13 protein-coding genes are annotated in these 24,992 nt (G+C 37.2%); 5 read left to right on the top strand and 8 right to left on the bottom strand.

Annotation, left to right across the window (positions count from 1 at the left end; all coding sequences use genetic code 11):
• Positions 1-110 precede the first annotated feature (110 nt).
• On the bottom strand, positions 111-2,048 hold the full coding sequence (locus tag ACFSAH_RS16635; RefSeq protein ID WP_379663871.1) for a KUP/HAK/KT family potassium transporter: 1,938 nt from the start codon (positions 2,046-2,048) through the stop codon (positions 111-113).
• A gap of 174 nt (positions 2,049-2,222) precedes the next feature.
• On the opposite strand from ACFSAH_RS16635, the gene ACFSAH_RS16630 reads away from it, so the two are divergent.
• The 4 genes from ACFSAH_RS16630 (at position 2,223) to bcp (ending at position 5,866) form a co-directional block, all read left to right on the top strand.
• Positions 2,223-2,783: a T9SS type A sorting domain-containing protein gene (locus ACFSAH_RS16630; RefSeq protein WP_379663870.1), complete on the top strand. Its 561-nt coding sequence runs from the start codon at positions 2,223-2,225 to the stop codon at positions 2,781-2,783.
• 219 nt (positions 2,784-3,002) lie between these two features.
• Positions 3,003-3,614 carry a fumarylacetoacetate hydrolase family protein gene (locus ACFSAH_RS16625; RefSeq protein WP_379663869.1) on the top strand — a complete coding sequence of 204 codons (612 nt, stop codon included), beginning with the start codon at positions 3,003-3,005 and terminating at the stop codon, positions 3,612-3,614.
• 2 nt (positions 3,615-3,616) lie between these two features.
• Positions 3,617-5,320, top strand: a complete 1,704-nt coding sequence (locus ACFSAH_RS16620) for a M23 family metallopeptidase (protein WP_379663868.1) — start codon at positions 3,617-3,619, stop codon at positions 5,318-5,320.
• Positions 5,321-5,401: 81 nt separating this feature from the next.
• The gene (gene bcp / locus ACFSAH_RS16615; protein WP_379663867.1) at positions 5,402-5,866 is read left to right on the top strand and encodes a thioredoxin-dependent thiol peroxidase; all 465 of its coding nucleotides are present in this window, start codon (positions 5,402-5,404) and stop codon (positions 5,864-5,866) included.
• A 183-nt stretch (positions 5,867-6,049) separates the two neighbouring features.
• On the opposite strand, the gene ACFSAH_RS16610 is transcribed toward bcp, so the two are convergent.
• Complete coding sequence (locus ACFSAH_RS16610; RefSeq protein ID WP_379663866.1) at positions 6,050-6,868, bottom strand: alpha/beta hydrolase; 819 nt, start codon at positions 6,866-6,868, stop codon at positions 6,050-6,052.
• Positions 6,869-6,965: 97 nt separating this feature from the next.
• On the opposite strand from ACFSAH_RS16610, the gene ACFSAH_RS16605 reads away from it, so the two are divergent.
• Positions 6,966-8,804 carry a hypothetical protein gene (locus ACFSAH_RS16605; protein WP_379663865.1) on the top strand — a complete coding sequence of 613 codons (1,839 nt, stop codon included), beginning with the start codon at positions 6,966-6,968 and terminating at the stop codon, positions 8,802-8,804.
• A 73-nt stretch (positions 8,805-8,877) separates the two neighbouring features.
• On the opposite strand, the gene dnaK is transcribed toward ACFSAH_RS16605, so the two are convergent.
• The 6 genes from dnaK to ACFSAH_RS16575 all read right to left on the bottom strand — a co-directional run bounded on the left by dnaK (position 8,878) and on the right by ACFSAH_RS16575 (position 23,927).
• The gene (dnaK, locus tag ACFSAH_RS16600; protein ID WP_379663864.1) at positions 8,878-10,806 is read right to left on the bottom strand and encodes a molecular chaperone DnaK; all 1,929 of its coding nucleotides are present in this window, start codon (positions 10,804-10,806) and stop codon (positions 8,878-8,880) included.
• Positions 10,807-11,501: 695 nt separating this feature from the next.
• Positions 11,502-13,739 carry a hypothetical protein gene (locus ACFSAH_RS16595; RefSeq protein ID WP_379663863.1) on the bottom strand — a complete coding sequence of 746 codons (2,238 nt, stop codon included), beginning with the start codon at positions 13,737-13,739 and terminating at the stop codon, positions 11,502-11,504.
• Positions 13,699-14,661: a hypothetical protein gene (locus ACFSAH_RS16590; RefSeq protein ID WP_379663862.1), complete on the bottom strand. Its 963-nt coding sequence runs from the start codon at positions 14,659-14,661 to the stop codon at positions 13,699-13,701. Before ACFSAH_RS16590 ends, ACFSAH_RS16595 begins: the two co-directional genes overlap by 41 nt.
• Positions 14,662-14,827: 166 nt before the next feature.
• Entirely contained in the window at positions 14,828-16,207 is a 1,380-nt protein-coding gene (locus tag ACFSAH_RS16585; RefSeq protein ID WP_379663861.1) for an exonuclease domain-containing protein, read from the bottom strand.
• Positions 16,208-16,369: 162 nt separating this feature from the next.
• A complete protein-coding gene (locus ACFSAH_RS16580; protein WP_379663860.1) occupies positions 16,370-17,233 on the bottom strand; it encodes a PorP/SprF family type IX secretion system membrane protein in 864 nt (287 codons plus the stop codon).
• Positions 17,234-17,324: 91 nt separating this feature from the next.
• Positions 17,325-23,927, bottom strand: a complete 6,603-nt coding sequence (locus ACFSAH_RS16575) for an MBG domain-containing protein (RefSeq protein ID WP_379663859.1) — start codon at positions 23,925-23,927, stop codon at positions 17,325-17,327.
• Between the last annotated feature and the right edge of the window lie 1,065 nt (positions 23,928-24,992).

Genomic DNA, 24,992 nt, shown 5'->3' with positions numbered 1-24,992 from the left:
ATATTAAGAATCTAAATTTTAATATCAAAATAAAATCTATAGATATAGTAGATTATTTAATAAAAAAAGATGCAATTAACTAATATTAAGATAATTGCATCAAATTTTTATTATATACGAGATAGTACAGAATTTTCATCCGGTGGTTCTACAACCAGCGGCACTTTTTCAAGAGTTACAAAGCTTAAGTCCAGTCCAAAGCCCTTTTCTTCAGACAAACTCACTTTCTTGAGATAGAAATAATAATCCATTATAATTCTGTCTATAAAAGACAGATTATTGGCTCTGGATAGAATTTTTTCGAGAACCACAAATTTAAAATCTCCGGTAATATTATATTTTTTCAAAGATGGGTGTCTGCTCATAATATCTACCTCTCCTGCTTCAACCAGATCTTCTACTACTTTTCTGAACAGCAAACTAATCTTTTGGTCAACTCTGAACCCTAATTTAAAATCTATACGGATTAACTTCTTCTCTATCAAATGAGTTATTTTATAATCCATAGTATGGGGTTCGTCTACCACATCCACATGTACTAACCAATACACATCTGCCCTTTTGGGCTTCTTTTGCAGGATTGAATAAATAACCTTGGTTTCTATTTCATTGGTAAAGTTTGCACTTGTTAAATACACCAGTTGCGATGAGTATTGTGGAACTGTCTTATCCTCACTCAAATCTTTAATAACATCATAATATTTCTGAATATCATCAAAACGCATATAGCGATTCTTAATTTTTCTTGCAGAATACCATGTCCACATTACCGAGAACATAATCAGTCCTATTAAAATAGTTACCCAACCGCCATGCAGAAATTTAGTCATGTTCCCCACAAAAAACACACCTTCTAAAATCCCATAAACTGTAGCAAAGAGAATAATCAAATAAATAGGGATTTTTTTCTTAGCCATATAAACAGAAATCAGGATGGTAGTCATCATCATAGCCAAAGTAATAGACAACCCATAGGCGGCTTCCATATTTTCTGATCTTTTGAAGTATAACACCACCAAAATACAACCTATCCACAACAGCCAGTTAATACTGGGAACATATAGCTGCCCTTTCTGGTTGGTTGGATAATTGATTTTTACTTTAGGCCAAAGGTTTAACCTTACTGCCTCAGATATCATGGTATAGGAGCCCGATATAACAGCTTGACTGGCAATAATTGCTGCAACGGTGGCTAAAGAGATCCCTACTACCAAAAACGTTTCGGGCATCATTCTAAAAAATGGATTACGACCATCCAATAAGGTATTTTCCAATCCTTTCAGATAAACTCCCTGCCCCAAATAGTTAAGAACTAAACAGGATTTTACGTATATCCAACTGATTCTGATATTAGGACGCCCACAATGCCCCAGGTCAGAATAAAGTGCTTCGGCACCAGTGGTACATAAAAATACGGCTGCCAATATGGTTAATACAGACGGACTGTTTACCAGCAAATGATAAGCATAATAAGGATTAAGTGCTTTAATAATAGCTGGATTTTGAGCCACCTGCATTATCCCCATCACCCCCATCATGGTAAACCAGGCAAACATAATAGGACCAAATGCTTTACCTACCGTTGATGTTCCGAACTGCTGGATAATGAAAAGTAATGTAATAAGTGCAATTACAATGGGTAGGGTTTGCAAATCAGGATAGTAAATTTCCAGCCCCTCAACTGCTGCAGAAATAGTAATCGGCGGAGCTATAATTCCATCTGCCAGTAAAGCACAACCTCCTATAATAGCAGGAAAAACCAACCATTTAGCTTTTCTTTTCACTAAGGAGTAAAGAGAAAAAATCCCCCCTTCTCCTTTATTGTCTGCTCTTAAGGTAATCAGCAAATATTTAATGGTTGTTTGCAAGGTTAATGTCCAAAAAACACAGCTTACACCTCCATAAATAAGATCTTCCGAAATAAGACGCTCTCCTATGATAGCTTTGAAAGTATATAATGGCGAAGTACCAATGTCTCCATAGACGATACCTAAACTAATGAGAACTCCAGCTGCTGTAAGCTTGTTTAAATTATGATGTTTAGACACTTGTCGAAATTAAAAAAGCAAATGTAATAACTTATTGAATAATCAAAACTGTTTTAGAACATTTTATGCCAAACAAAGCGGCACAGTTTTCAACGTTAATTATTGTTAAAAAGTATAAATGACAGTTTTTGTTTTATTTTCTTGAATTAATTTTTATATTTTTGTTAATATAATATGGGAAACAAGTATCTATCAGTAAGTTTAGTTTTTTTGATGGTCGCCATTTTACAATTGGCGGGCAACACTTGCTGTATTGCATTTACTACATCTGCAATGGCCGATACTACCAAAAAAGTCCTGTATTTAAAAGATAACAGACCTAACAGACCTCAATTTCACTCAAGCGATATCATCAATAAAGACTTTGCGTCTTTTATGATGAAAATTTCGGCTGTTAAAGCGTCTTCCTCTTTAACAAAATCTACTTCTGCCAATACAGAAAAATCTTCGGTTTTGGTTGCAGACCCTCAAAAGAGCCTAGATAATGTTAAAATATATCCTAATCCCGTTTCTACCCAAATTAACTTGTCTTACACCTTAAATAAGGAGAACACAGTTACGGTTAAGATACTGGACGTTCTAGGGAATGAAGTAGCAACCCTTATGTCTCAAAAAGTAGGTGCCGGAGAGCAGATCAACTCTTTTAATCTCACTTCTAAATTAAATAGTGGATTATATTTTGTGAGAATCGTTTCTGGTTCTGAATCTATTATCAAAAGAATTTCTGTTTTATAATTTTATTTCGAAATATTTGTGCTGGCCGCCCCATTGGGTAGTGCATATACTTTTTCGGGAACAGCTTTTGCTTATACTTTGATGAGCTCATTTAATAGGAGCTCATTATTTCTAAAACTGCATGTTCTTTAAAAAATATTCTCATCAGATATGTACAAGGGAATGCCGTTTTTTAATTTTGTTACTATATTTTAATCTTAATTTACGACTAATAAATCCATGAAAGTTATAGCTATTGGACGCAATTACACCGAACATGCTAAAGAATTGAATAATCCCGTACCAGACGAACCTGTTATTTTTTTAAAACCCGATACTGCGGTAAGTAAAAACAACCGCCCGTTTTATATTCCTGATTTTTCCTCCGACATTCATTATGAAGTGGAGCTGGTTTTAAAAGTAGCTAAAGAAGGTAAGCATATTGCCCAAAAATTTGCTTCTAAATATTATGAAGAAATTGGACTGGGACTGGACTTAACAGCAAGAGATTTACAAACCAAACTTAAATCTAAGGGGTTACCCTGGGAGCTTGCCAAAGGTTTTGACAACTCGGCTCCGGTAAGCGAATTTTTACCTCTATCTGAATTTGCCGACAAAGGAGATATTAATTTTTCTTTAACGGTGAATGGCGATTATAAACAACGAGGCAACTCAAAAGATATGATTTTTTCTTTTGACCAAATCATTGCTTTTGTATCCCAATACATCACCCTAAAAAAGGGCGACCTTATTTTTACAGGAACTCCCGTAGGTGTTGGCAGATTGAATATCGGTGACAAACTGGTTGGTTATATTGAAGATAAAGAATTGTTAAACATCGAAGTAAAGTAAATATGATCAGGAAAATCGTCCTTTCATTCTTAGTATTAACACAATTTGCTTTTGCTCAGGAATTTGATCTGACCAAGGTTTCAAAAAACTACTATTTAAATCCTTTAGATATTAAACTCAATCTTGCGGGTTCTTTTGGAGAAATCAGGTCTAACCATTTTCACTCCGGGCTTGATTTTAAAACCAACCAAAGAGAAGGTTACCCTGTTTATGCTGCTGCCGATGGTTATATTTCAAGAATAAGAATACAAATTGGTGGTTTTGGAAATGCGCTGTATATTAACCACCCTAATGGCACCACTACCGTATATGCACATTTACAAAAATTTTCGCCCAACATTGCTTTATTTGCAAAAAACAGGCAGTATGCGGCCCAGAGTTTCACGCTTGACTTACCATTAACTCCCATAGAAATACCTGTTAAAAAGGGAGATATCATAGCTTATTCGGGTAATACAGGAAGCTCTGGAGGCCCCCATCTTCATTTCGAAATCAGGAACACCAAAACAGAACAGACTATTAATCCTTTAATATTTGGTATTGATGTAGAAGACCATATAAAACCTACTATTGCAGCATTATTTCTGTATACATTTAATAACGATCCTTTTAGTGAGTCGACTAAAAAACAGCAAATCCCAATTACAGGCAGTAATGGCACTTACAGGCTAACCCAAAACACCCCGCTTATAGTAAATGGCAGGTTTGGTTTTGGAGTAAGTGCGTATGACCTTTTTAGTGGGAATGCCAATAAAAACGGACTTTATAGTACCACTGTACTTTTAGATGATGCTATTATTTTCGAAACGGTTATAGATCAGCTTTATTTTGAACATACCCGATCTGTAAACGCATTTATAGATTACCCGGCAAAGCTAACTACAGGAAGGGTTATAGAAAAAGGTTTTGCTTTACCCGGCGCTAAAACATCGTTTTATAAAACCATGAAAAATTACGGTATCATTGAAACTACTGATACCAATATCCATGACATTAAGTATATATTACGTGATTATAAAGGCAACCAATCTGTCCTTAATTTCAAGATAAAATCTAATGGGAATGATCTCCCTAAAAAGGCCCCTATAAAGGGTAAATATTTTAATTACCTTAACGATAACAGATTCGCCAATGATGAAGTGATAGCTATATTTCCCAAAGGTATTTTTTATGATGATTTAGATTTTATTTATTCAAATTCCCCGCCATCAGGAAGTGCTTTATCTCGCATTCATCACATTCACAATAAGCTTACACCCATCCACGAAGGATTTGAGCTTCAAATTAAAGTTAATCCGGAATATCTTGCCTTAAAAGACAAACTGGTTATTGTTAATGAAAATGGCGCTTCGCAAGGTGGCGAATTTTATAATGGGTATATCAGAGCTTTTCCTCGTGTGTTAGGTAAATTTTACCTCAGAGCAGATACCATTGCACCTGTGATAACACCTTTAAACATCAGCAACAATGCAAACCTGGCTAGCGCTGGTAGGATTTCATTAAAAATGAGTGATAATTTATCCGGGATAAAGAGCTTTAATGGTTATATTGACGGAAACTGGGTGTTAATGGAATATGAGCCACGCAACGGCACTGTTTGGCATAATTTTGAAAAAGACCTAAAAAAAGGCAATCATGTTTTTAAATTTACGGTTGCTGATGCAAAAAACAACATCAGAACTGTTGAATATAATTTCATAAAATAAAAGTAATCCCTGCAATCAACACAGCAATACATTCGCTTTTTGAGAATGTATTTCTCTTTGCAGTTTTAAAATTAAAAAACTATGAAAGAACTAAAAGAAGGAGATAAAGCTCCACTATTTACCTCTACTGATCAGAATGGAAATACGGTTTCTCTGAGTGATTATATTGGAAAAAAGGTTGTTCTGTATTTTTATCCAAAAGATAACACCCCCGGTTGTACTGCCGAAGCCTGTGATTTTAGAGACAACTATCAAAGTCTTAAAAGCAAGGGGTTTGAAATATTGGGAGTAAGTGTGGATGACGAAAAATCGCACAAAAAATTTGAAGAGAAGTTTCAACTACCTTTCACATTGGTTGCTGATGTAAGTAAAGAAATTGTGGAAAAATATGGCGTTTGGGTCGAGAAAAACATGTATGGTAAAAAATACATGGGCATTAACAGAACTACTTTTGTTATAGACGAAAAAGGCATGATTGAAGCCATTATTAAAAAAGTAGATACTAAAAACTCTTCTCAGCAATTGCTAGAAGTACTTGCTAAGTAACCTTATAAAGGTTCTTAACCTAAAAAAGGGCTATATCAAAAATAAAAATGTTGTCATTTCGATGAGTATAACGAAGAGAAATCTCTTTCCTGAGTATTTCTGAAAGAGATCCCTCTACTACGCTCGGGCTGACAAGATCCTTTTGATATAGTCCCTTTTATTTTTATAGATTTAGTAATTACATCATTTAGAAGTAAAGTACCTGTTCATAAACAAAGCCTGATAGTAAATAGACTCTCTCCAGTAATCCCAATTGTGTTTTCCCGGTCTTGTAATATAATCATGCTGAATCTTATTAGCCAAAAGCACACTGTGTAACGCCTCATTTACCGCATAAAAGAAATCTTCCGTTCCGCAATCAATCAATAATTTCAGATCTGGTTTAATATAAGACACCAGGTTAATTACTGTATGATCATTCCAATTTTTAGGATATGCTTCATAACTTCCCAATTTTTCTGCAATAGCCCAGTTTTTAGGAAAAGGTCTAAAATCCACACCTCCACTCATACTCCCTGCTACTCCAAAAACATCCTGATGTTTAATTGCTAAGTACAAAGCACCGTGTCCTCCCATACTTAAACCCGTAATACCTCTGCCCTCTTTAGATTTTATAGTTTTATACTTGCTGTCAACCCAACTTACCAGTTCAGACGAAACATAGGTTTCGTATTTCCACTCCGGTAATAAAGGGCTGTCAAAATACCAGCTAGATACATTTCCATCCGGACACACAATAATCATTTGGTTATTATCTGCAATATCTTTTAATGCAGGTACAGATTTTATCCAGCTTGCATAATTACCGCCATGACCATGCAAAAGGTACATCACCGGAAATTGTTTTTTAGTTTTGTAGCTATCTGGTGTTACCATCACCGCTTTTATCTTTTTGTTCATAGATGGACTAAAAGTTTCTACGGTGTCTACATTGGCCGCAATAGTATGGTTATAAGCAATACCTGCCAGCAGCAACATACACGATAAAAATATCTTCTTCATACTTTATAAGATTTTATAAGCTTCTAAATTAGTTCTTGAAATCAAATTTTAAAACATTATTCACATTTTAACTATTATAAATAATCAAAAGCATGTTATGAAGAGAATAATCCTTTGGATTTCGGGTATTGTTATTATTGCCATTATTGCATTCCTGGTATTAACAAAATATCTATCTAATAACTGGCGCCCGCTTCTGGAAGAACAATTAAAAAAAGCGGTACTTAGCTCTACCGATAGTTTATATAGAATTGAATATAAAACTTTAGACATTCATCCCATCAATGGAAATTTAAAACTCACTCATTTTAAACTGATTCCTGATACAACTGTTTACAAAAAACTGGATGCTAAACAGGCTGCTCCGGATAATCTGTACGAACTGGAAGTAGCTGCTTTGGTTATAAAAAATGCCAATGCCAAAGAAGCTGTAACCACTAAAGAATTAAAAGTAGCCGATATTATTATTGATAAACCCACCTTAATTATTTACAATAACCGACGGGATTATAACGATATCGTCAAGGTGGAAAAAGAGAACAATAAGCCCTTACATCAGCTTATAAAAGACATTTTTAAGGATGTTAATGTAGGAAAAATAGAACTTAGAGATATAAATTTTACGTTTGTAAACCAAAGTAACATCAACCAGAAACGTACTTCCTTAAAGAACCTGGATATTACCATTACAGATATTAAAATTGATTCTTCTGCCGCTCTGGATAAATCTAGGGTGTATTATACAAAAGATGTTACCCTTAATATAAAAGACTATAAAATTGTCACACCAGATAGCCTCTATATTATTAAACTGGAAAACCTGAATTTCTCTACTTCTAAAAACTTATTGAGTTTAAAAAAAGTTAAACTGGAGCCCAGGTTCAACAAAAATCAATTCCATAAAAAAATAGGTTATGCACAAGATCGTTATGATTTGACTTTTAACGAAATCAATATCATGGGTTTTGATTTTGACCTGTTTTTAAATCGTCAAAAGCTGTATGCAAAAACTTTAAGCATCAGCAATGCCAAAATTGATGTTTATAATAATAACGCTTATCGAAAAATCATCAAGAATAAAACTGGAAAATTTCCCCATCAGCAATTACTTAAGTTGGCTTTGGACATGAAGATAGATGAATTACAGTTAAAAAAAGTAGATATCAGCTATAGCGAATTCGATCAAAAAAGTAAACAGGTAGGTAAAATTGATTTTCTGAATACTAATGGTACTATAAAAAATGTAGCCAATGATAAAAAAGCTTTAATACAGAACCCGAAGATGATTGCCCATTTAAGATCCAGTATTTTTGGCAAGGCTCCCCTTACTTTACAAATGACATTTTATATGAACAGTAAAATTGGGGAATTTGATTACCAAGGCCATATCGGAAGTTTTAATGGTACCGCCATAAATCAAATTGTAAAACCTTTGGGTATGGCAGAGATCATTTCTGCCGATATTCAAAAAATGGACTTCAATATAAAAGCCAACCAAAATATTGCTCGCGGTTTGATGCTATTTTATTACAAAGACCTAAAAGTGAATGTTTTAAAACGAGATGAGGATGGAAAGTTAAAAAAACAAGGTTTTGTTTCTACACTGGCCAATATATTTGTTTTAAATACCCAAAACCCCAATTTAAACGGAGAGTTTACCAAAGGTAACATTTACTATGTTAGACCAGCAGAGGCCTCTTTTTTTAGTTTTTTATGGAAATCTCTATTCACCGGTATTAAAGAAAGTGTAGGCGTTAGCAACGAAAAAGAAAAATCTTTAAAAAATACAGTCAGTAAAGTAGGTAACGCTATAGATAGCTTTAAGGGCGATATCGAAACCATCAAAGAAAAGGTGCATAACAGAAAAGAAAGAAGGCAACAACGACATGAAGAAAAAAGGCAGGAAAAAGAAGCTCAAAAAGCAGAAGTAAACTAACTAAAACGACTTAAAACTAAAACCCCCGATTTATGATTTAAATCGGGGGTTTTACTATTATAACTTAAACAGTTTATTTCTTATCGTCGTCTTTAACTTCTTCGAAATCAACATCTGTTACATCATCTGCGCTACCACCTGCGTTTGCAGATCCTTGACCAGCATCAGCTCCCGGCTGTTCCTGTCCTTCGGCACCGGCTCCAGCTTTGTACATCTCTTCAGATGCTGCTGCCCAAGCTTGGTTCAACGCCTCAGATTTAGCATCAACATCTGCAAAGTTACGAGCTGCATGTGCTTCTTTTAAACCTTTTAAAGCATCTTCAATAGCTGATTTCTTATCTGCAGAAATCTTATCTCCGTACTCTTTCAACTGTTTCTCGGTAGAGAAAATCAGCGCATCAGCACCATTGATTTTGTCTGCTTCTTCTTTTGCTTTTTTATCAGCATCAGCATTAGCTTCAGCTTCTTGTTTCATTTTATCTATTTCTTCCTGAGATAAACCTGAAGAAGCCTCGATTCTGATATTTTGCTCTTTACCTGTTGCTTTATCTTTAGCAGACACTTTAATGATACCGTTAGCATCAATATCGAAAGTTACTTCAATTTGAGGAACTCCTCTTGGTGCTGGTGGAATACCATCTAAATGGAAACGACCTATTGTTCTGTTATCTTTGGCCATCGGACGTTCACCTTGTATGATATGGATTTCAACAGAAGGCTGATTGTCTGATGCGGTAGAGAATGTTTCAGATTTTTTAGTTGGGATAGTTGTATTTGCCTCTATCAATTTAGTCATTACACCTCCCATGGTTTCAATACCTAAAGAAAGTGGAGTAACGTCTAACAACAATACATCTTTAACCTCTCCTGTTAAAACACCACCCTGGATAGCAGCACCAATTGCCACTACTTCATCAGGGTTAACTCCTTTAGAAGGTGCTTTTCCAAAGAATTTCTCTACGGCTTCCTGAATTGCAGGAATACGGGTAGAACCACCGACTAAGATAATTTCATCAATATCCGAAACGGATAAACCAGCATTTTTCAAAGCAGATTTACATGGAGCAATTGTTCTCTCTACTAAACTGGCAGCAAGGCTTTCGAATTTAGCTTTGGTTAACGTACGCACCAAGTGTTTTGGACCAGTAGCATCTGCTGTAATATAAGGTAAGTTAATCTCTGTAGATGTAGTAGAAGATAACTCAACTTTAGCTTTTTCTGCCGCTTCTTTTAAACGTTGCAACGCCATTGGATCTTTAGTCAAATCAAATCCGCCGTTTTCAGCTTTAAATTCGTCTGACAACCAATCAATAATCACCTGGTCAAAGTCATCACCACCTAAGTGTGTATCACCTTCAGTAGATTTTACTTCAAATACACCGTCACCTAGTTCTAATACAGAAACGTCATGCGTACCACCACCACAGTCAAACACTACAATTTTCATGTCTTTGTGTGCTTTATCTAACCCGTAAGCCAGAGCCGCAGCAGTAGGTTCGTTAATAATTCTTCTGACTTTCAAACCTGCAATTTCACCCGCTTCTTTTGTCGCCTGACGTTGTGCATCATTAAAATAAGCCGGAACGGTAATCACTGCTTCAGAAACTTCTGTACCTAAAAAATCTTCTGCTGTTTTCTTCATTTTTTGAAGAATCATTGCAGAAATTTCTTGTGGCGTATATTTACGGTCATCAATTTCTACTCTTGGTGTGTTATTGTCGCCTTTAACTATTTTGTATGGTACACGACCAACTTCGTTTTTAACCTCATCGTAGCTGCTACCCATAAAACGTTTTACAGAGTATATAGTCTTAGTTGGGTTGGTAATTGCCTGACGTTTTGCCGGATCTCCTACTTTACGTTCTCCTCCTTCTACAAACGCTACGATGGATGGAGTAGTACGCTTACCTTCGCTGTTAGTGATAACAACAGGCTCATTTCCTTCCATTACTGAAACACATGAGTTTGTTGTTCCTAAATCTATACCGATAATTTTAGACATATGATATATAAATTTTTATTTAACAATTTTTTGAACATAAATCTATTATCAATGCCTATGCCAATAGCGGTTTGACAGTTTTTTTCTAAATATGTCAGTAATCTTTCTGCTATATAAGACAGCTTTCTGTCGCTAGAAATGACAGCTTGTCAGATTTTCAATTCATAAAGGATGAAGTAGAATTTCAGAGGCCAAAGCCCACCCATTACCATTATTTAATAAGTTCAGGATATCACAAACAGCTTTCGCAGCCTCTAACCGGGTTAGATTGAGATTATCTAAATGTAGTGTATGGGTTCAAGAACAAAACTCTCGGTATCAGAAGCAACAATTCAAAAGATTACCCTGATGCAGGTGCACCACTCCAACCAAATCCGTAAAATCCAATAATCATGTATAATCCGTGATTCAGACAAAATAGAAGTTTCAATTCCCAGCAATACCGCTCCTTTCAGAGACAATGTTACGGAAGCAAAACTGAACAAGGAACAATAAAACTCAAGAGCTCCTCTAAGGCTTCTCTAAAGCATCTTTTAACGAAGGATGTAATGATGTTTGTTAGTACTAATCAAAGGAGTAAGAATATCCTATTTTAAAGATTTACTTCAATATTCCTAAATAAAAAAACACAATCGCCTTTCTTCCACAACTATCCGGGAACAAAGACGATTACATTTTAACAACTTACTTAGCAGCTACATACCCAAATATTTCCTAAAATAACCACATTCATTAATCACCTCTCTGTAGTATTTAGTATCCGAATAATTGTCTCTCAATTGTTGAAATCCTTGCCAGGCTATAAAATCAACATCCCCCTGATTGTACCATCTGTAAGGCTGTGTAAAATAATTTGCCGTATAAAAATCGTTTCGCTCACACTTAGCCATCAGGTAGGCTATTTTTGCTTTCTGCTCTTTATTATTAGCCGCTTTAAAGGCATGTTGATAGTATTTGCGGACCATACTCATACCATTTAGCATAGACCTGTTTTTGTCGCCTATAAAATTACCATACTCATTCAGTATGCTATTGCTATCGTAAAACACACGGGCATTGCCAAAGTATGACATATTGTAATATGCATTTCCCAGAAGCAAGCTATTGGCATAAACATCTTTACCATTAGCTATGTGTTCTTTCATTTCCTTCATCTTTTTCAGAAAGGCCAGTTTTGAATATTTTACTTTTTGGGGAGCTTCATGATCACAATCATTACAGTCTTTAATTTTCCCGTTAAATGGATTTCCAAATAACTCGGTCTGCGCATTTTCCCCGGCCTGATCCATATAAACAATAGCCTGATTTATATCGTCTTTATAAGCACTAAAAATAGCCTGAAACTCATAAATATCAGTCAATTTAGTCTCATACACACCCTCTGCTAATTTTTCCCATGAGTTTTTATCAGTCCTTGATAAAAACTTCTTCATAGACTCCAGTTGATTATTTTGGTAATAAAAATCAGGATCTGCTTTAAACAGCTCTGCCATAATAATATTGCCTTGCTTGGCATATAGTCTGGAGATCACATCCTTGGTCCAACCCGAAGCCATTTCGTACCTGAACTCCGGAACAAGCGTATCTTTAGGACAAACATTATACAACCAGTTGAGCTCTTCTAATAATTTACCTTCGGCAGCCTTATCCATTTTTGTAGTTTCACTTACGCTGTTATACAATTTAAGTAAACGGATCTGGTTTTGTGCTAAATGAGTTTTAGGACTGGTTTTTTCTACCTGAGCAAATGCTTTTGCTGCATAGCTGTAATCTTTATTAAAGATAGACAGGTAACCTGCTGCCAAAGTCCACAAATAAGGTTGCTTTGTTCTATTTTCTGAGGCAATCTGTTTTACCAATGCCAGTGCATTTTTGTCTAACTTGAGCTGGATACTATCTTTATAAGATTCTAAATCCTGAAAGGCAATCTCTGCAAGAACCGATTCTTCTCCATTCACCAACCGGGTCAGCAAGAAGTCGAGGTGTTTGCTTTTAGGGTTTATTTTATAGATTTCGGAAATGGCTTTATTCAAATCTCCATAATATCCCTGCATCGCCCATAATGCTGATTTTTCTTCAAGATCTTTTGCCCTGTTTATAGAAGCAAAGAAATCGCTGTCGTTCTGCGGTTTAAAATTATAGGTTGCTGTTACCCGTAACGTAGGGCACTGATCAAAAACTCTGGCAAACAAATAGTTCGACATTTCATAATTCCCACTGACGTGATAAAGCCCTGCCTGATAGGCCAAAGCTCTGTAGTATAAGCTGTTTTTAGGCGTTTTTGCTTCCGTTCTATTTATAAAAGCCGTTAAACCTTCTAAATCATTAGCATAGAAATAACCTTTGGCCACCTGAAACCAATACCTGTTTTTCAGGAATTTATCTGATATTTTATCATAATCTGTTATAAATTCCTGTACAATCGTAGGATCAGCTTGTTTTCTGGTAAAATTCTCATAGTCCCAATAATTATAGGTTTGTGTAGAAAATGCTTCCAGTTTTTTGGCTTTGTACATAAAAGTTACAAAACTGTTTACCTTCTTATCTTTCATATTCACTGCCTGAAACCATGGAGACTGATCTGCGTTTTTCTTTTTCAGGTACAAATCATTAATAAGCGTATTGGCCGTATCGTTCAACAACAGGTATTCCACAGCTTTTACATCCATTTTTTTACCCAGATAAGCCTTCCAATCTTTTAATATTTCATCATTAAAACGTGTTAAATGTATATCGTCATAATGTATATCATAGAATGTATCGCCAGATAAAAACAGGGGCGAATAGCTTTTATCTACATACGTTTCGGGTGTAAAATTAGAAGAGTATTCTAACCCCCAGTCTCCATCCGCACAGGCATAAATAATACCATAAGCTGCTAAAACCCCGGCGCTAAAACCTAGCCCCAGTCTTTTTAAAAAACGTTTTGTCATCTGTAAAAGTTGTCGTATTAATTGTATCTAAATCGTAATAAATAAGTGTAGCAGGTTTTTGTTTTAAATAACGGCTCAAATCTTCTACCATTTCATCCATATCTGTTTTAGAGATAGCCTCTACCTTAATAGTGTCGTTAATTTTCAGAAACATCCCCGATTTTATATTGGCTTCAGTTACCACGAATCGGTTAGGGTCTAAAGGGCGAAATTTAGTTATATCGGTATAATCCTGCACTGTTGTTTTACTAAGCAGGTTAATTACTGTACCATTTCTGGAAACAATAGTCCAGGAATAAATAGGTAAAGCCACATCCAATTCCAACGGATAATTTAAAAGGCTTTTCAAATAAAGCTGAGCGGTTTTACGTTCATAAATAGAATTGCTTTTATCCGGCAGTATTTTTCCCATATTATAATACATCAGCACTCCTTTGTCTACCGGAGGGATTCCCGTTTTCTGGTAATATTTAACCTGATGGAGTCTGATAGTAGACGTTATATTTTTCTGGCTAACAGCTTTTATTGCTTTGATGAAATCGAAATAATTAGATTTACTTCTAAGTGTCCAATCACAATCTAATTGTATTTCCTCTACCTGGATATTATTTTTTACTGCGATTTGCTCGATTAATCCATAAGTTTTTTGAGCTAAATCTTGCAAATCTACCAGAGAATCTAACATCACCTCATTTTTGATATAGATTACGGGAACAATAGAAATATCGGGTTTTGTCTTAAACAGTATAGGAGAAAGCGGTATGGCCTGTCCGTTTTTTATTTGTATGTCAAAAAATCTGACATACAGCCTATTGATTTCATTATCGTTAATTACAGCTTTTAGATTACTATCTATATCAAATACTGTTTTCCAATAATAAAAAGAGGTTTCTGTGGTTGTCTTGGATTTGGAGCAAGACATAAACAAGCATATAATGGCTGCGTATCCCAACCATATTCGTCTAAATTTCACTTTTAGTAATGTATGCTTACCAATACCCATCAAAAATTAGTTTATGCAGCAAAATTAGTTTTTTATCCCTTTTTATGGGTAAAGGAACAAAAAACTTACCTAAGCTTTCAATCGCCTACAATTTATAAACCCGGTTAGGGTTTTGCAGCGCATAACGTTTAATCAGTTGGCACATATAAAAATTACTCTGACACAGATCTTCTTGTTTGATATAATCTTCAATATCAATTACAGCATTTTCTCCATCCAGAAAGCCTAATGCATAAACTTTGTTCTGTTTAAAATATACATAGCTCTTTTCACCTGTATTCCTTCCCTTATCTAATAATACAAAACTGGTTTTATCTTCTTCCAAAGAGCCTATAGCCTGTTCTGCCTTATCGTTATGTTCTTCTATAAATTCCGCACTATACACTGGAAATGATAAAGTCTTTTTTATATCATCATTTTTTTTATCCTGATAAAAAACACAAAAGGAATGATTAAGGTTAAAGGTTTCTATTAATCGCAGAAGAGAGGTATTCGCCTCTGCAATTGTACTGAAATATGCCAGTGCACCATGTTTAGGCGGCAGTTTACTAATACATAACCGAATAGCGTTTCTTCCATCTGTATAGTCTATTAAACCAAACTTGGGTTCGTACTTTTTCAACACTTTGTTGTATAAGGGCCAATTTTGTTTAATATAGATGCACTCCTTTAAAAGTGCCATTAGCTCGGTCCCCGTTTCCTCAAAGTCTATATGGTAAATATCGTTGATAAAAAGCTGTCGGCGTTGGCTAATATTATGACCAGAAAAATGACTATTTACTCGCTTTTTGATATTAACGGCCTTCCCCACATAAATAAGCTTTCCTTTTTTATCTCTAAAAAAATAAACTCCTGTTGAAGCAGGTAGTTTTTCTAATTCAGCCGGCGAAACATGACTGGGAAATCTACTTTGTTGTATTTCCCGTTTCAGTTGTCCCTTATAAACCTCCTCCTCTCCGTCTTCCCTTAATATTTTTTCAAACAGTATAGTCGTCGCTTTTGCGTCTCCATAAGCTCTGTGCCTATCAATAAGGGTTATACCTAAACTCTGGCAGAGTTTACCTAAGCTATAAGAAGGTAAACCTTTAAAGTATTTTCTGGATAAACGTACCGTACATAAACGCGGTGTCTGAAGATTATACCCACATTCTTTTAGCTGGTTGCAGATAAAAGAATAGTCAAAAGACACATTGTGGGCCACAAAGGTTTTATCTTTCAGAATATTAAAAACCTCCGCCGCAACCTCCTCAAATATCGGAGCATCTTTCACCATATCTTCATCAATCCCGGTCAGCGCCTGTATATGGTAAGGTATCTCCTGTTGCGGATTAATAAGGGTTTGGTACTCTTGCGTAACCGTATCTCCATTATGTACTATAATGGCTATTTCGGTAATACGATTACCTTTAGCAAAAGCTCCGGTAGTTTCAATATCTACAACAGCATATAATTTTTGTGTCTCCATCTTCCAAAAAACAAATCTAATACTAATTTTATTAGCATAAAATTTATATTTAAAACAGACCCTGTTTATTTTCTGCTATGCAGAGCTCCCTTACTTTGATAACTATAAAGCCCGGATTACTTTTACATAACCCAGGCTTTATAGCTTTAATCAAATTATAGCTTACTTCCCAAATCTATAGCCTAACACTATATCAAATATCCCTCCGCTAAAACCACGCAGATTTACAGGTTCTGAATTATACAGGGCAGAGATGCGTAGACCGCCTTTATCCACATATCCCATTCCGCCCGTAAAGCTGTTATTACTGTGGTACATCGTATAAAAACGTAACATATCGGCTTTCCATTCTGCGGCTATATCCAATTGATTATCAAAATTCTTGATACCCCGGTAAGCCAATAAAGGCTTTACGCCAAAACTATTATCAAATTCTATCTGGTAACTCACAGAGCTATAAAAAGTAGAATAATCTACTGTGGAGATACGGCTGTAACGCTTCTCATTTAAGCTCAGGTAACTAAACTGTGCTTCCAGTTTTTTGTACTGATAAGTTACACCCACGTTACCATCAAGGTAGTTTTCCCGGTCATTGTACCCTGCCAGCTCCACATCATTGATGCCGCTGGAAGTGGCCATACCATAATCCAAACGATCCTGAGACCAGCTCAACGAAACTCCAAACCGCAAATTTTGTTCTTCCGTTAACGGTACTTTATAGGCAAAGGTACCCATAACCTGAGTCTTGGCAATCAAACCGGCCTTATCATTGTTCAGGTTTATACCGAAAGAGGCATTACCCTTAATAGGACCTGAAAGGGAAAGCGACATCATCACCGGAGCACCGGCAATACGGTTCCATTGGTTAGAATAATTGGCATAAGCTTCCATACTGCCCGAATGCCCTGCCATGGCAGGATTAGACTGGTAGGGATTTTCATAATACTGCCCTTTTAAGGGACTCAGCTGTCCAACCGCTTCATGCATAAAAAACAAACTGAATAACAGTGGTATATATTTTTTCATTTTTTAATATTTAATAACATGGTTAAATAGTCCATAGTCGATAGACCATAGTTGATTGTCAAAAATTCAACATTCTAAACAGTTCATCATGCTATTTACTCCTTACTATCGTTATAAATCCTCTCAGGTACTGTACTCCCGGTTCGTCAAATTTCAAGATATAGTAATAAGTACCTCCAGATAGCTGTGACCCGTTCAACTCGCCACCCCAGTCGTTCTTGTAGTTCCTTACTTTATAAATCTCTCGCCCCGCCCTATCAAAAATCGTTAAGGTATGCGCAGGATAAGCATCTATGTTCTTGATCACCCACGTATCATTTACACCATCTCCATTAGGAGTCATAAAGTTTTCTGCTTCTATAGCAGCATAATCGTTACGCACCTCTATGGTTATGGTCGAAACACTTTCACAGCCGTTGCTATTCCTTACCGTTACCGTATAGGTGGTGGTTTCCAATGGACGAACTGTTAATACAGCACTGTTATAACCACTGATGATACCTTCTGCAGATGACCAGCTGTAACTTGTCCCATTATCACTGTTTACGGTAAGTATCGCTGTTTCTCCTTTACTCATAGTGGTTCCTTTGTCGCTCACAATAGTATTAACCGGTATAGGATTCACCGTAAGTGTTCCTTTTACGTAACTGAAATCATAGTTAGCAGATACTCCCCCTGACGGGATCAGCTCATAGCTTCCTGCTACACTGCTTGCTGTTGCAGCGGTATTTACCACTGGTTTAGTAACAAGTCCATTTTCGTTATCGCTATACTTAAACCCGCTGTAGCTTACGCTGAACGCCGGATTGCCTGTGCCATAGCAGCGAGCGCTATTGTTAGCCGTAACGGTTAACAATGCCTTGTTGATGCTAAGATTTTCCGGCTGATAGCTCAAATCATAGTTATCACTCAACACCACTGTTCCCTGTCTAATGGCATAGCTGCCCGCATTCTGCCCGTTATCCCGTATCAGAGCTCCTGTAAAGGTATCACCGTTTACCAGATTTCCGGATGTAACCTGATAGGTCAATGCCGGATCGTCATCCCCATAGGTCTTACTCTTCGCATCAGCTTTGATGCTTATTGGACGAGCGGTTATAGTCAATGCCGTTGCATTACCTGCTGCCTGCTCAAGGATATAGTTTGTGGCTGTTAGCCCACTGCCATTGATAGCATAGCTATCTATGCTACTGGCATTGGTTGCTGTTGTGCCGAAGTTCAGAGTCCCGGTTGTGGCATTGGCTTGGTTGTCGCCCATTACGAAACCGTTTACCGTTCCGGTCAGTACAGGGTTTGCATCGCCATACACCTTGCTGGTTGCCGTAGCTACATAGCTTAAAATTGCCGGTATGATTACTCCGTCGGTATTGTTCACGTAGTTTACCGTATAGTTTGCCCCGTTATTACCATCATTGATAATTAGCCCGGATGGGATCAATGTTTTGTTCGATCCAACATTACGGTTGTTATATATCTGTACAGGCTGAACTGTGATAACATCTCCTGTTTGCAGGGCACTTACTACAGGAGCTACAGATGACGTTGTCGTTCCGTTATACACCCGGCTGTCTGCCTGTGCTGTTACATTGATAGTTTTCTTGGTTATCTCTCCGCTGGTGTTGTTCACGTAGTTTACCGTATAGTTTGCCCCGTTATTACCATCATTGATAACCAGCCCGGATGGGATCAATGTTTTGTTCGATCCAACATTACGGTTGTTATATATCTGTATAGGCTGAACCGAGATAACATCTCCTGTTTGCAGGGCACTTACTACAGGAGCTACAGATGACGTTGTCGTTCCGTTATATGCCCGATTGTCTGCCTGTGCTGTTACACTGATAGTTTTAGTTGTAATGGAACCCATTGTACTGAACACATTAAGGCTGTAGTTATTTTTAGACGTACCAGATAAAGCAAGATTGTTTATTGTAACAGCTTTATTAACACCAACATGTTTATCGTCATAACTTGCAGAACTATAAGTAACAAATACATCATCTGTACCCACTAAACCAGTTGCCGTAGTAAAAGCATTGAAGTTAATTGCAGCCGTAAGAGTGCCGTCATAAGTTTTACTTACTGGCTGGCTTGTAGCTGTAAGAATTTTCTTGTTAACCGTTAAGGTCTGTACCTCATCAGCTGCTGCTTTGTAGAAATTGTCCCCTGACTGACTGGCCGTAATGTTAGCGGTTCCTGCTCCTACAATATGTATTTTTCCACTTACAATAGTTGCTACAGAAGTGTTATCAGAACTGTAGCTGATGGTTAAACCCGATGTTGTTGCAGCTCCTGCATCAAAATCCGCATCGCCATAAGTTTTAGCGGTAAGGGCATTAAAAGTAATGGTTTGTGCCGCTTTAGGAATAGCCGTTACTTCTGTACTGTAAGTACTTTCGTTTCCGGCCTGGTCTACCGCTGTTATGCGGTAATAATAGGTGGTTCCATTGGTTAATTCGGTGTGCGTATAGGTTACTGTCGGCTTTATTACCGTGGCGAGCCAAGTGGTAGGATTAGCACTGGTACCGCTATAGATCTTATAAGAGCTTAAATCAGTTTCTGTATTAGCTGTCCAATTTAATACACTCTGTTGGTTATCGAAAATGGCTACTAAACCTGTTGGTACTGCCGGTGCTTTGGTATCGTAAGTCAGGCTTGGTGTAGTTCCTGCTAAACCAGTATTTCCTGCTATGTCTGTATAGCTTCCAGCTGCTATCGTAATACTGACCGTACCTTCATCTACGTTGGCGGTAGGGGTAAAGGTGGCCGTACGAGTTGTACCTGTTCCTGAAAGCGCTGATAAGGTTCCTCCAGTAATGGTAATACTTGCTGCAGTGAAAGTAGCACCTGGGTCTTTTGTAAAAGTAAAGGTTATAGTAGCTGTTTGTCCTATTTTAAGGGTAGATATATTACTGGTTATAGTTACCGTAGGTTGAGTAGTATCTATTGTAATACTCAATGCCGAAGAAGCTGAGCTAACATTGCCTGCTATATCGGTTGCCTTTGCTGTAATGCTATATGCTCCATCAGTCAATGCGGATGCCAAAGTAATGCTCCAGTTTCCACCTGTTGCAGTTGTTGTACCTAATACCGTAGCCCCGCTATATAAGGTAATCGTTGCTCCTGCTTCTGCCGTACCTGTGAACGTAGGTTGGGTAACATTGGTAATATGGTCTGAGTTAGACACACCACTATCGCTTGCTGCTGTCAGTCCCGGTGTTGACGGCGCTGCCGGTGCCTGTGTATCCAACGTGTAAGCTTGCGAATATACCGTTCCTTTGTTACCAGCCTGGTCGGCTACATGTACATTTATGGTACTGCTACCTGATAGCGTTACCCCGCTTAAAGAGAATGTATTTAAGCCTACGGTAGCAGTAGCCAGCTGATAGTTAGCTCCGTTGTCTAACGAAATGTGTACTGTTTCTCCGGTCTGTAAGTTAGCACTTAAGGTTCCTGATAGGGTTTGGGCAGCAACATTTGTGATAAAATCGGTGGATGAAACGCCGCTATCATCTGAAAGGACCAAAGTTGCAATAGTTGTAGTTGGTGGTGTTTTATCAATAGTAAAGCTTACTGTTGCGGTGTTACCTGCCGCATCAGTTACAATCAGCGTAAATGAACCTTCTGCGCTTACGGTTGTACCGCTTGTAAAAGCTGATCCGTTCAAGGTTGCTGTACCTTCATTAAAGGTAATTGTTTTATTGGTATTGTATATCCAACTATTGGTTACACCTGATACTACAGGCGCTGTCTTGTCTATAGTATAACTCTGGCCTGCTGTATATCCGCCTGCAATATCATTACCTGCGTTATCTTTTATACCCGTTGGAGAACTGTTCAAATCGAGGCGAATGATTCCATCGCCAGTTCCCGTACTTACCGTAACGGTATAAACACTGCCACTTCCTGATACTGAACTAACCGCAGCACCCGTAACCCCTCCAGTTATTGTTAATGTAAAATCGGCCGCATCAACTCCGGTTACTGATTTTGAAAAGCTTACATCGAAACTAATCTGCGAAAGCTTAGTTACTGACGGGTTTCCTGAGGATCTGACAATAGAGGTAACTGAAGGTGCAATACCATCTACAAGTACACTTGCCGTTGACCCTACACTGTTTAATGTCAACACCACCGCGTTAGATGCTCCGTCTGTTATAGTTCCACCATTTAGGTCAATAGCACTTCCTACTGCAATACCATCTGTATCTAAATCTCCTGATTGTACGGTATAGGTAAATACCAAATCTCCTGTTCCGCTTACTGATGTATAAGTTGCATAACGTGTAGTTGAACCAATGGTCATTACTATACGTGGTGTACCTCCTGTTGTGGTAACATTTACATTTCCACTGAATTTTATAGTAAAATTTAATGTTTGTCCAATAGCATAAGTAGCATTAGAAGGTACAGTTACTGCTGTAATCGCTGTTGCAGCATCGGCTTGTAGTTCGTAAGCCCCCATATCTATCACACCGGCACTGGCATATTTATAAACACGGGCATTTCCGGCGAGATCTTTGGTATTGGCATCTAATCCGGTAAACGAGGTATTGCTACCTTTATTTACAGCCGGACTTGAAGCTGATAGCGTATAGTCGCCTGCTGCTGCATTGGTAAATTGTGGGTCTGCATTGAGTATAGCTGTTCCAGCGTATCCACCTTGTATAATACTATTTTTTACATCGATAGATGGATTACCTTCAATTCCAGATTTAGCGGTATTACTCCAAATAATACTATTTTTTACAATAGCACTACCTCCATCATTATGCACAACACCTACGGTTGGATTGTTAACATTATCAGTTATAGTAACATTCACCAATTCTGGCGTCGAAAATGCGTTGTAGACCCCACTTCCTCTGTAAGAACCCGAATTATGGTGTATCAATGAATTCACGATTTTTGGACTAGAGTTATTAAAATTACCAACTCCTGCACCATCTCCACCGCCACTAAAATTGTATGACACATTAACATATTCAATCAATGGATTTGAAGAATAGTTGTAAATACCTGCTCCTGAGTTTTGCTTTATTGAGTTCCCACTTACAGTAATCGTGTTACCACCCGCATCTGCCTTACCTCCTTTTATGGTAAAACCATTTAGGGTTGCTGTTCCTATATCGCCTGAACTTATTACCACATGGTAAGTGTTGTTTCCTGAAATGGTTCCATCAGCTGCGTCGTTATTATCTATGTCTCCACTTAAAATACTGGCATTGGCCGTTAAGCTTAAATTCCTATCGGTTAAAGCAGTTTCAGTACCGGCGAAGCCACCATAAACCTTTACATCTTTTACCAGCAGGAAAGTATTATCTCTGCCTTTGTCTGTACCAAAGTTAGCGCCATCTTCAGGGCTATACAATGGTTTATAGGTACCCCCAGCTACCCAGATTTCTTTGATAGCCGTATTGATTTTGGCCGCTTTTAAGGCATCGGCCAGCTCGGCTGCTGCATTGGCCCAGCTGTCTCCGGTTTTGTTGCCTGCCCCGCTTTTTTTAACTCTTACTATACCGTTGGCATCGGGGGTAATACCGGATGGCACAGCTATCGTTACAACTGTTGTTCCCGCCAAACTGGTACAACCACTTACCGTTACCGTAACACTATAAGTACCTGCTGAGGCCGCTGTTATATTAGTAATACTTGGATTTTGCACAAATGAAGAAAAACCATTAGGCCCCGTCCAGGCATAAGTTGCTCCCGTTACAGTTGGGGTACTTAAATTAAGCGTAGCACCCGAAGCAACCGGACTGTTACTTGATGCCGTGGGTGTTGTTTTAACCGTACCGCTTACCGCTATATTTTTGGTAGTTGCTCCGGTAGAACTTACTGCAATATTGCCTGACGGCGTTCCAGTAGCATCTGATTTTAAACGGACATATACAGTAGAATTACTTACCGTACCACTTAAAGGCGTTTTACTGATAGAAGGACTATAATTAATGGCATTTTCAGATATTTCGTAACCTGCCGGAGGAGTAATCACCAGATTAGCCGTTAAATTACTACCAGATACCGTAAAACTTTGTACCGCAGATGCCGTGCCGGCACAGGTTGAAAAAGAATTAAGACTACCATTTGCCAAGATACTAGGTCCCGCAGATACATTTGCTATGGTTATATTGGAAAAACCTAAAATCTCTGGTTTTTCGTTTTTAGCTGTAAAAGTAATTTCTATTTTTGCTACATTATCATACCCCGTAGAAGGCCAAGGATTTGTAAATGGAATATTTTTTAGCTTAGTAATTTTTCCAATTCCAATCTCGATATCGGCATTTATAAAATGAGAGGCTATTAAGTTAGCGTTTTCATCGTATAAGGAAATATTAAAATGAGAATAAGTTTTCGCGGTATACGTATTTATCCAATAAGAATAAAGAGCTAAGTCCAAAAAGGTAAATCGTCTGCAAGTTACTCCCCCCTCCGCGGCTATGGTAAGAGTTGACGAGATATTAATAGCCTTATTAGTTCCATCATAAAGACCTAAATCTCCATCGTCTACATACTCATTATTGATTTTAAATTTATCACCTTGTATTTTTAAGCCGGCCCCTCCTGTATTATCAGTACCAAGATTGCCAAAGTTATAGACTCCATCTTCCGTACCTAAAGTTTGTGCCTGTACGGTAAAGGCCAGTAAACTTATCAAAACTCCGAACAACAAACTTTTGTAAAATTTTATCATATAAATACTTTATTTTTTATTCAAGAATCAGCTAAAATCATTTATTCAATAAGTGTTATTTATGCTCTTGTATCATTAATAGCTAGGGATTATATTCCTTAAATCTGCATTTGATAAAAAATCAACAAGACATAACTTCCATAAATACAAAGTTGTAAAATAGACACGATTAAAAGAAAAAACACGACCTTAAATATGTCCGAATTTCAGAAGTTAGGACATATTTAAGAGTCATTATTTACACAAAATGCGGATATTCAAGCAATTAAAACCACAACAAATACAACATACCAATTTACAAAAAGAAGATAACAATTAAGTAAAAACATCCTTCTATTCATCTCAATCGACGAAAAACCACTATTACAGCCTCCCTAATTCCGGATTACCTGCTCTATAAAGAAGAGTCAAATGCCAAAAACTGGTAAGTCGTATATTATAAATGTTAAAAACCTTTTTTTTCATCCTTCCATTGGCTCAGCGATATGGATATAACTTGTTCCTAACTTAATTCAGAAAGTTCAACATGATAGATTTATGGGCCATAGTTTTTTGCGCAACATCATCTCTAAAAGAACGATATCTAATAGAATTTGGTTGCGCAACGTCCTCCTTTGGAGATACTGCTCAAAAAAGTACTATTCCATTGAGAACACGGATATATTATAAATCTATTAATAATAGAATTTAAGTATAAATAAAAGAGTGTAAAAGTAGAGGATTTAGAGAGCTCTACCTCTATGAACCCTCTATAAACCCTCTATTATCTCACTAATATTCCTCTGTAAAAAAGTATACGATAGTAAGTATATAATGGATGAGTAAGCTTTATTATAAATACCAGGAATTTCCCCACACCTCCCTCTGTGGCTTTCATAGACAGGCCATACTCTAGCAACTTTCTTTTTCTACATCGTCTCTGAAAGGACGAGATCCAAAAAGTAGGAATTGTCACATTTGATTGGAGTAGAAATGCATCCCTAAACAACAGTAAATAGGCTGCTTTCTCCACATCGGATCCAAAAGGACGATATGCAATAGAAATTTGTTGAAGCAGGGTTCTTT

Source organism: Pseudopedobacter beijingensis (assembly GCF_042678145.1).
Lineage (GTDB): Bacteria > Bacteroidota > Bacteroidia > Sphingobacteriales > Sphingobacteriaceae > Pseudopedobacter > Pseudopedobacter beijingensis.
This window is presented reverse-complemented; position numbering and strand designations above follow the sequence as displayed.

What these genes read in the sequence shown, in the direction of transcription:
- ACFSAH_RS16580 (WP_379663860.1), bottom strand. Translation starts at nt 17,233, where the DNA reads ATGAAAAAATATATACCACTGTTATTCAGTTTGTTTTTTATGCATGAA.
- ACFSAH_RS16620 (WP_379663868.1), top strand. Translation starts at nt 3,617, where the DNA reads ATGATCAGGAAAATCGTCCTTTCATTCTTAGTATTAACACAATTTGCT.
- ACFSAH_RS16595 (WP_379663863.1), bottom strand. Translation starts at nt 13,739, where the DNA reads ATGACAAAACGTTTTTTAAAAAGACTGGGGCTAGGTTTTAGCGCCGGG.
- ACFSAH_RS16630 (WP_379663870.1), top strand. Translation starts at nt 2,223, where the DNA reads ATGGGAAACAAGTATCTATCAGTAAGTTTAGTTTTTTTGATGGTCGCC.
- ACFSAH_RS16575 (WP_379663859.1), bottom strand. Translation starts at nt 23,927, where the DNA reads ATGATAAAATTTTACAAAAGTTTGTTGTTCGGAGTTTTGATAAGTTTA.
- dnaK (WP_379663864.1), bottom strand. Translation starts at nt 10,806, where the DNA reads ATGTCTAAAATTATCGGTATAGATTTAGGAACAACAAACTCATGTGTT.
- ACFSAH_RS16625 (WP_379663869.1), top strand. Translation starts at nt 3,003, where the DNA reads ATGAAAGTTATAGCTATTGGACGCAATTACACCGAACATGCTAAAGAA.
- ACFSAH_RS16585 (WP_379663861.1), bottom strand. Translation starts at nt 16,207, where the DNA reads ATGGAGACACAAAAATTATATGCTGTTGTAGATATTGAAACTACCGGA.
- ACFSAH_RS16590 (WP_379663862.1), bottom strand. Translation starts at nt 14,661, where the DNA reads ATGTCTTGCTCCAAATCCAAGACAACCACAGAAACCTCTTTTTATTAT.
- bcp (WP_379663867.1), top strand. Translation starts at nt 5,402, where the DNA reads ATGAAAGAACTAAAAGAAGGAGATAAAGCTCCACTATTTACCTCTACT.
- ACFSAH_RS16605 (WP_379663865.1), top strand. Translation starts at nt 6,966, where the DNA reads ATGAAGAGAATAATCCTTTGGATTTCGGGTATTGTTATTATTGCCATT.
- ACFSAH_RS16610 (WP_379663866.1), bottom strand. Translation starts at nt 6,868, where the DNA reads ATGAAGAAGATATTTTTATCGTGTATGTTGCTGCTGGCAGGTATTGCT.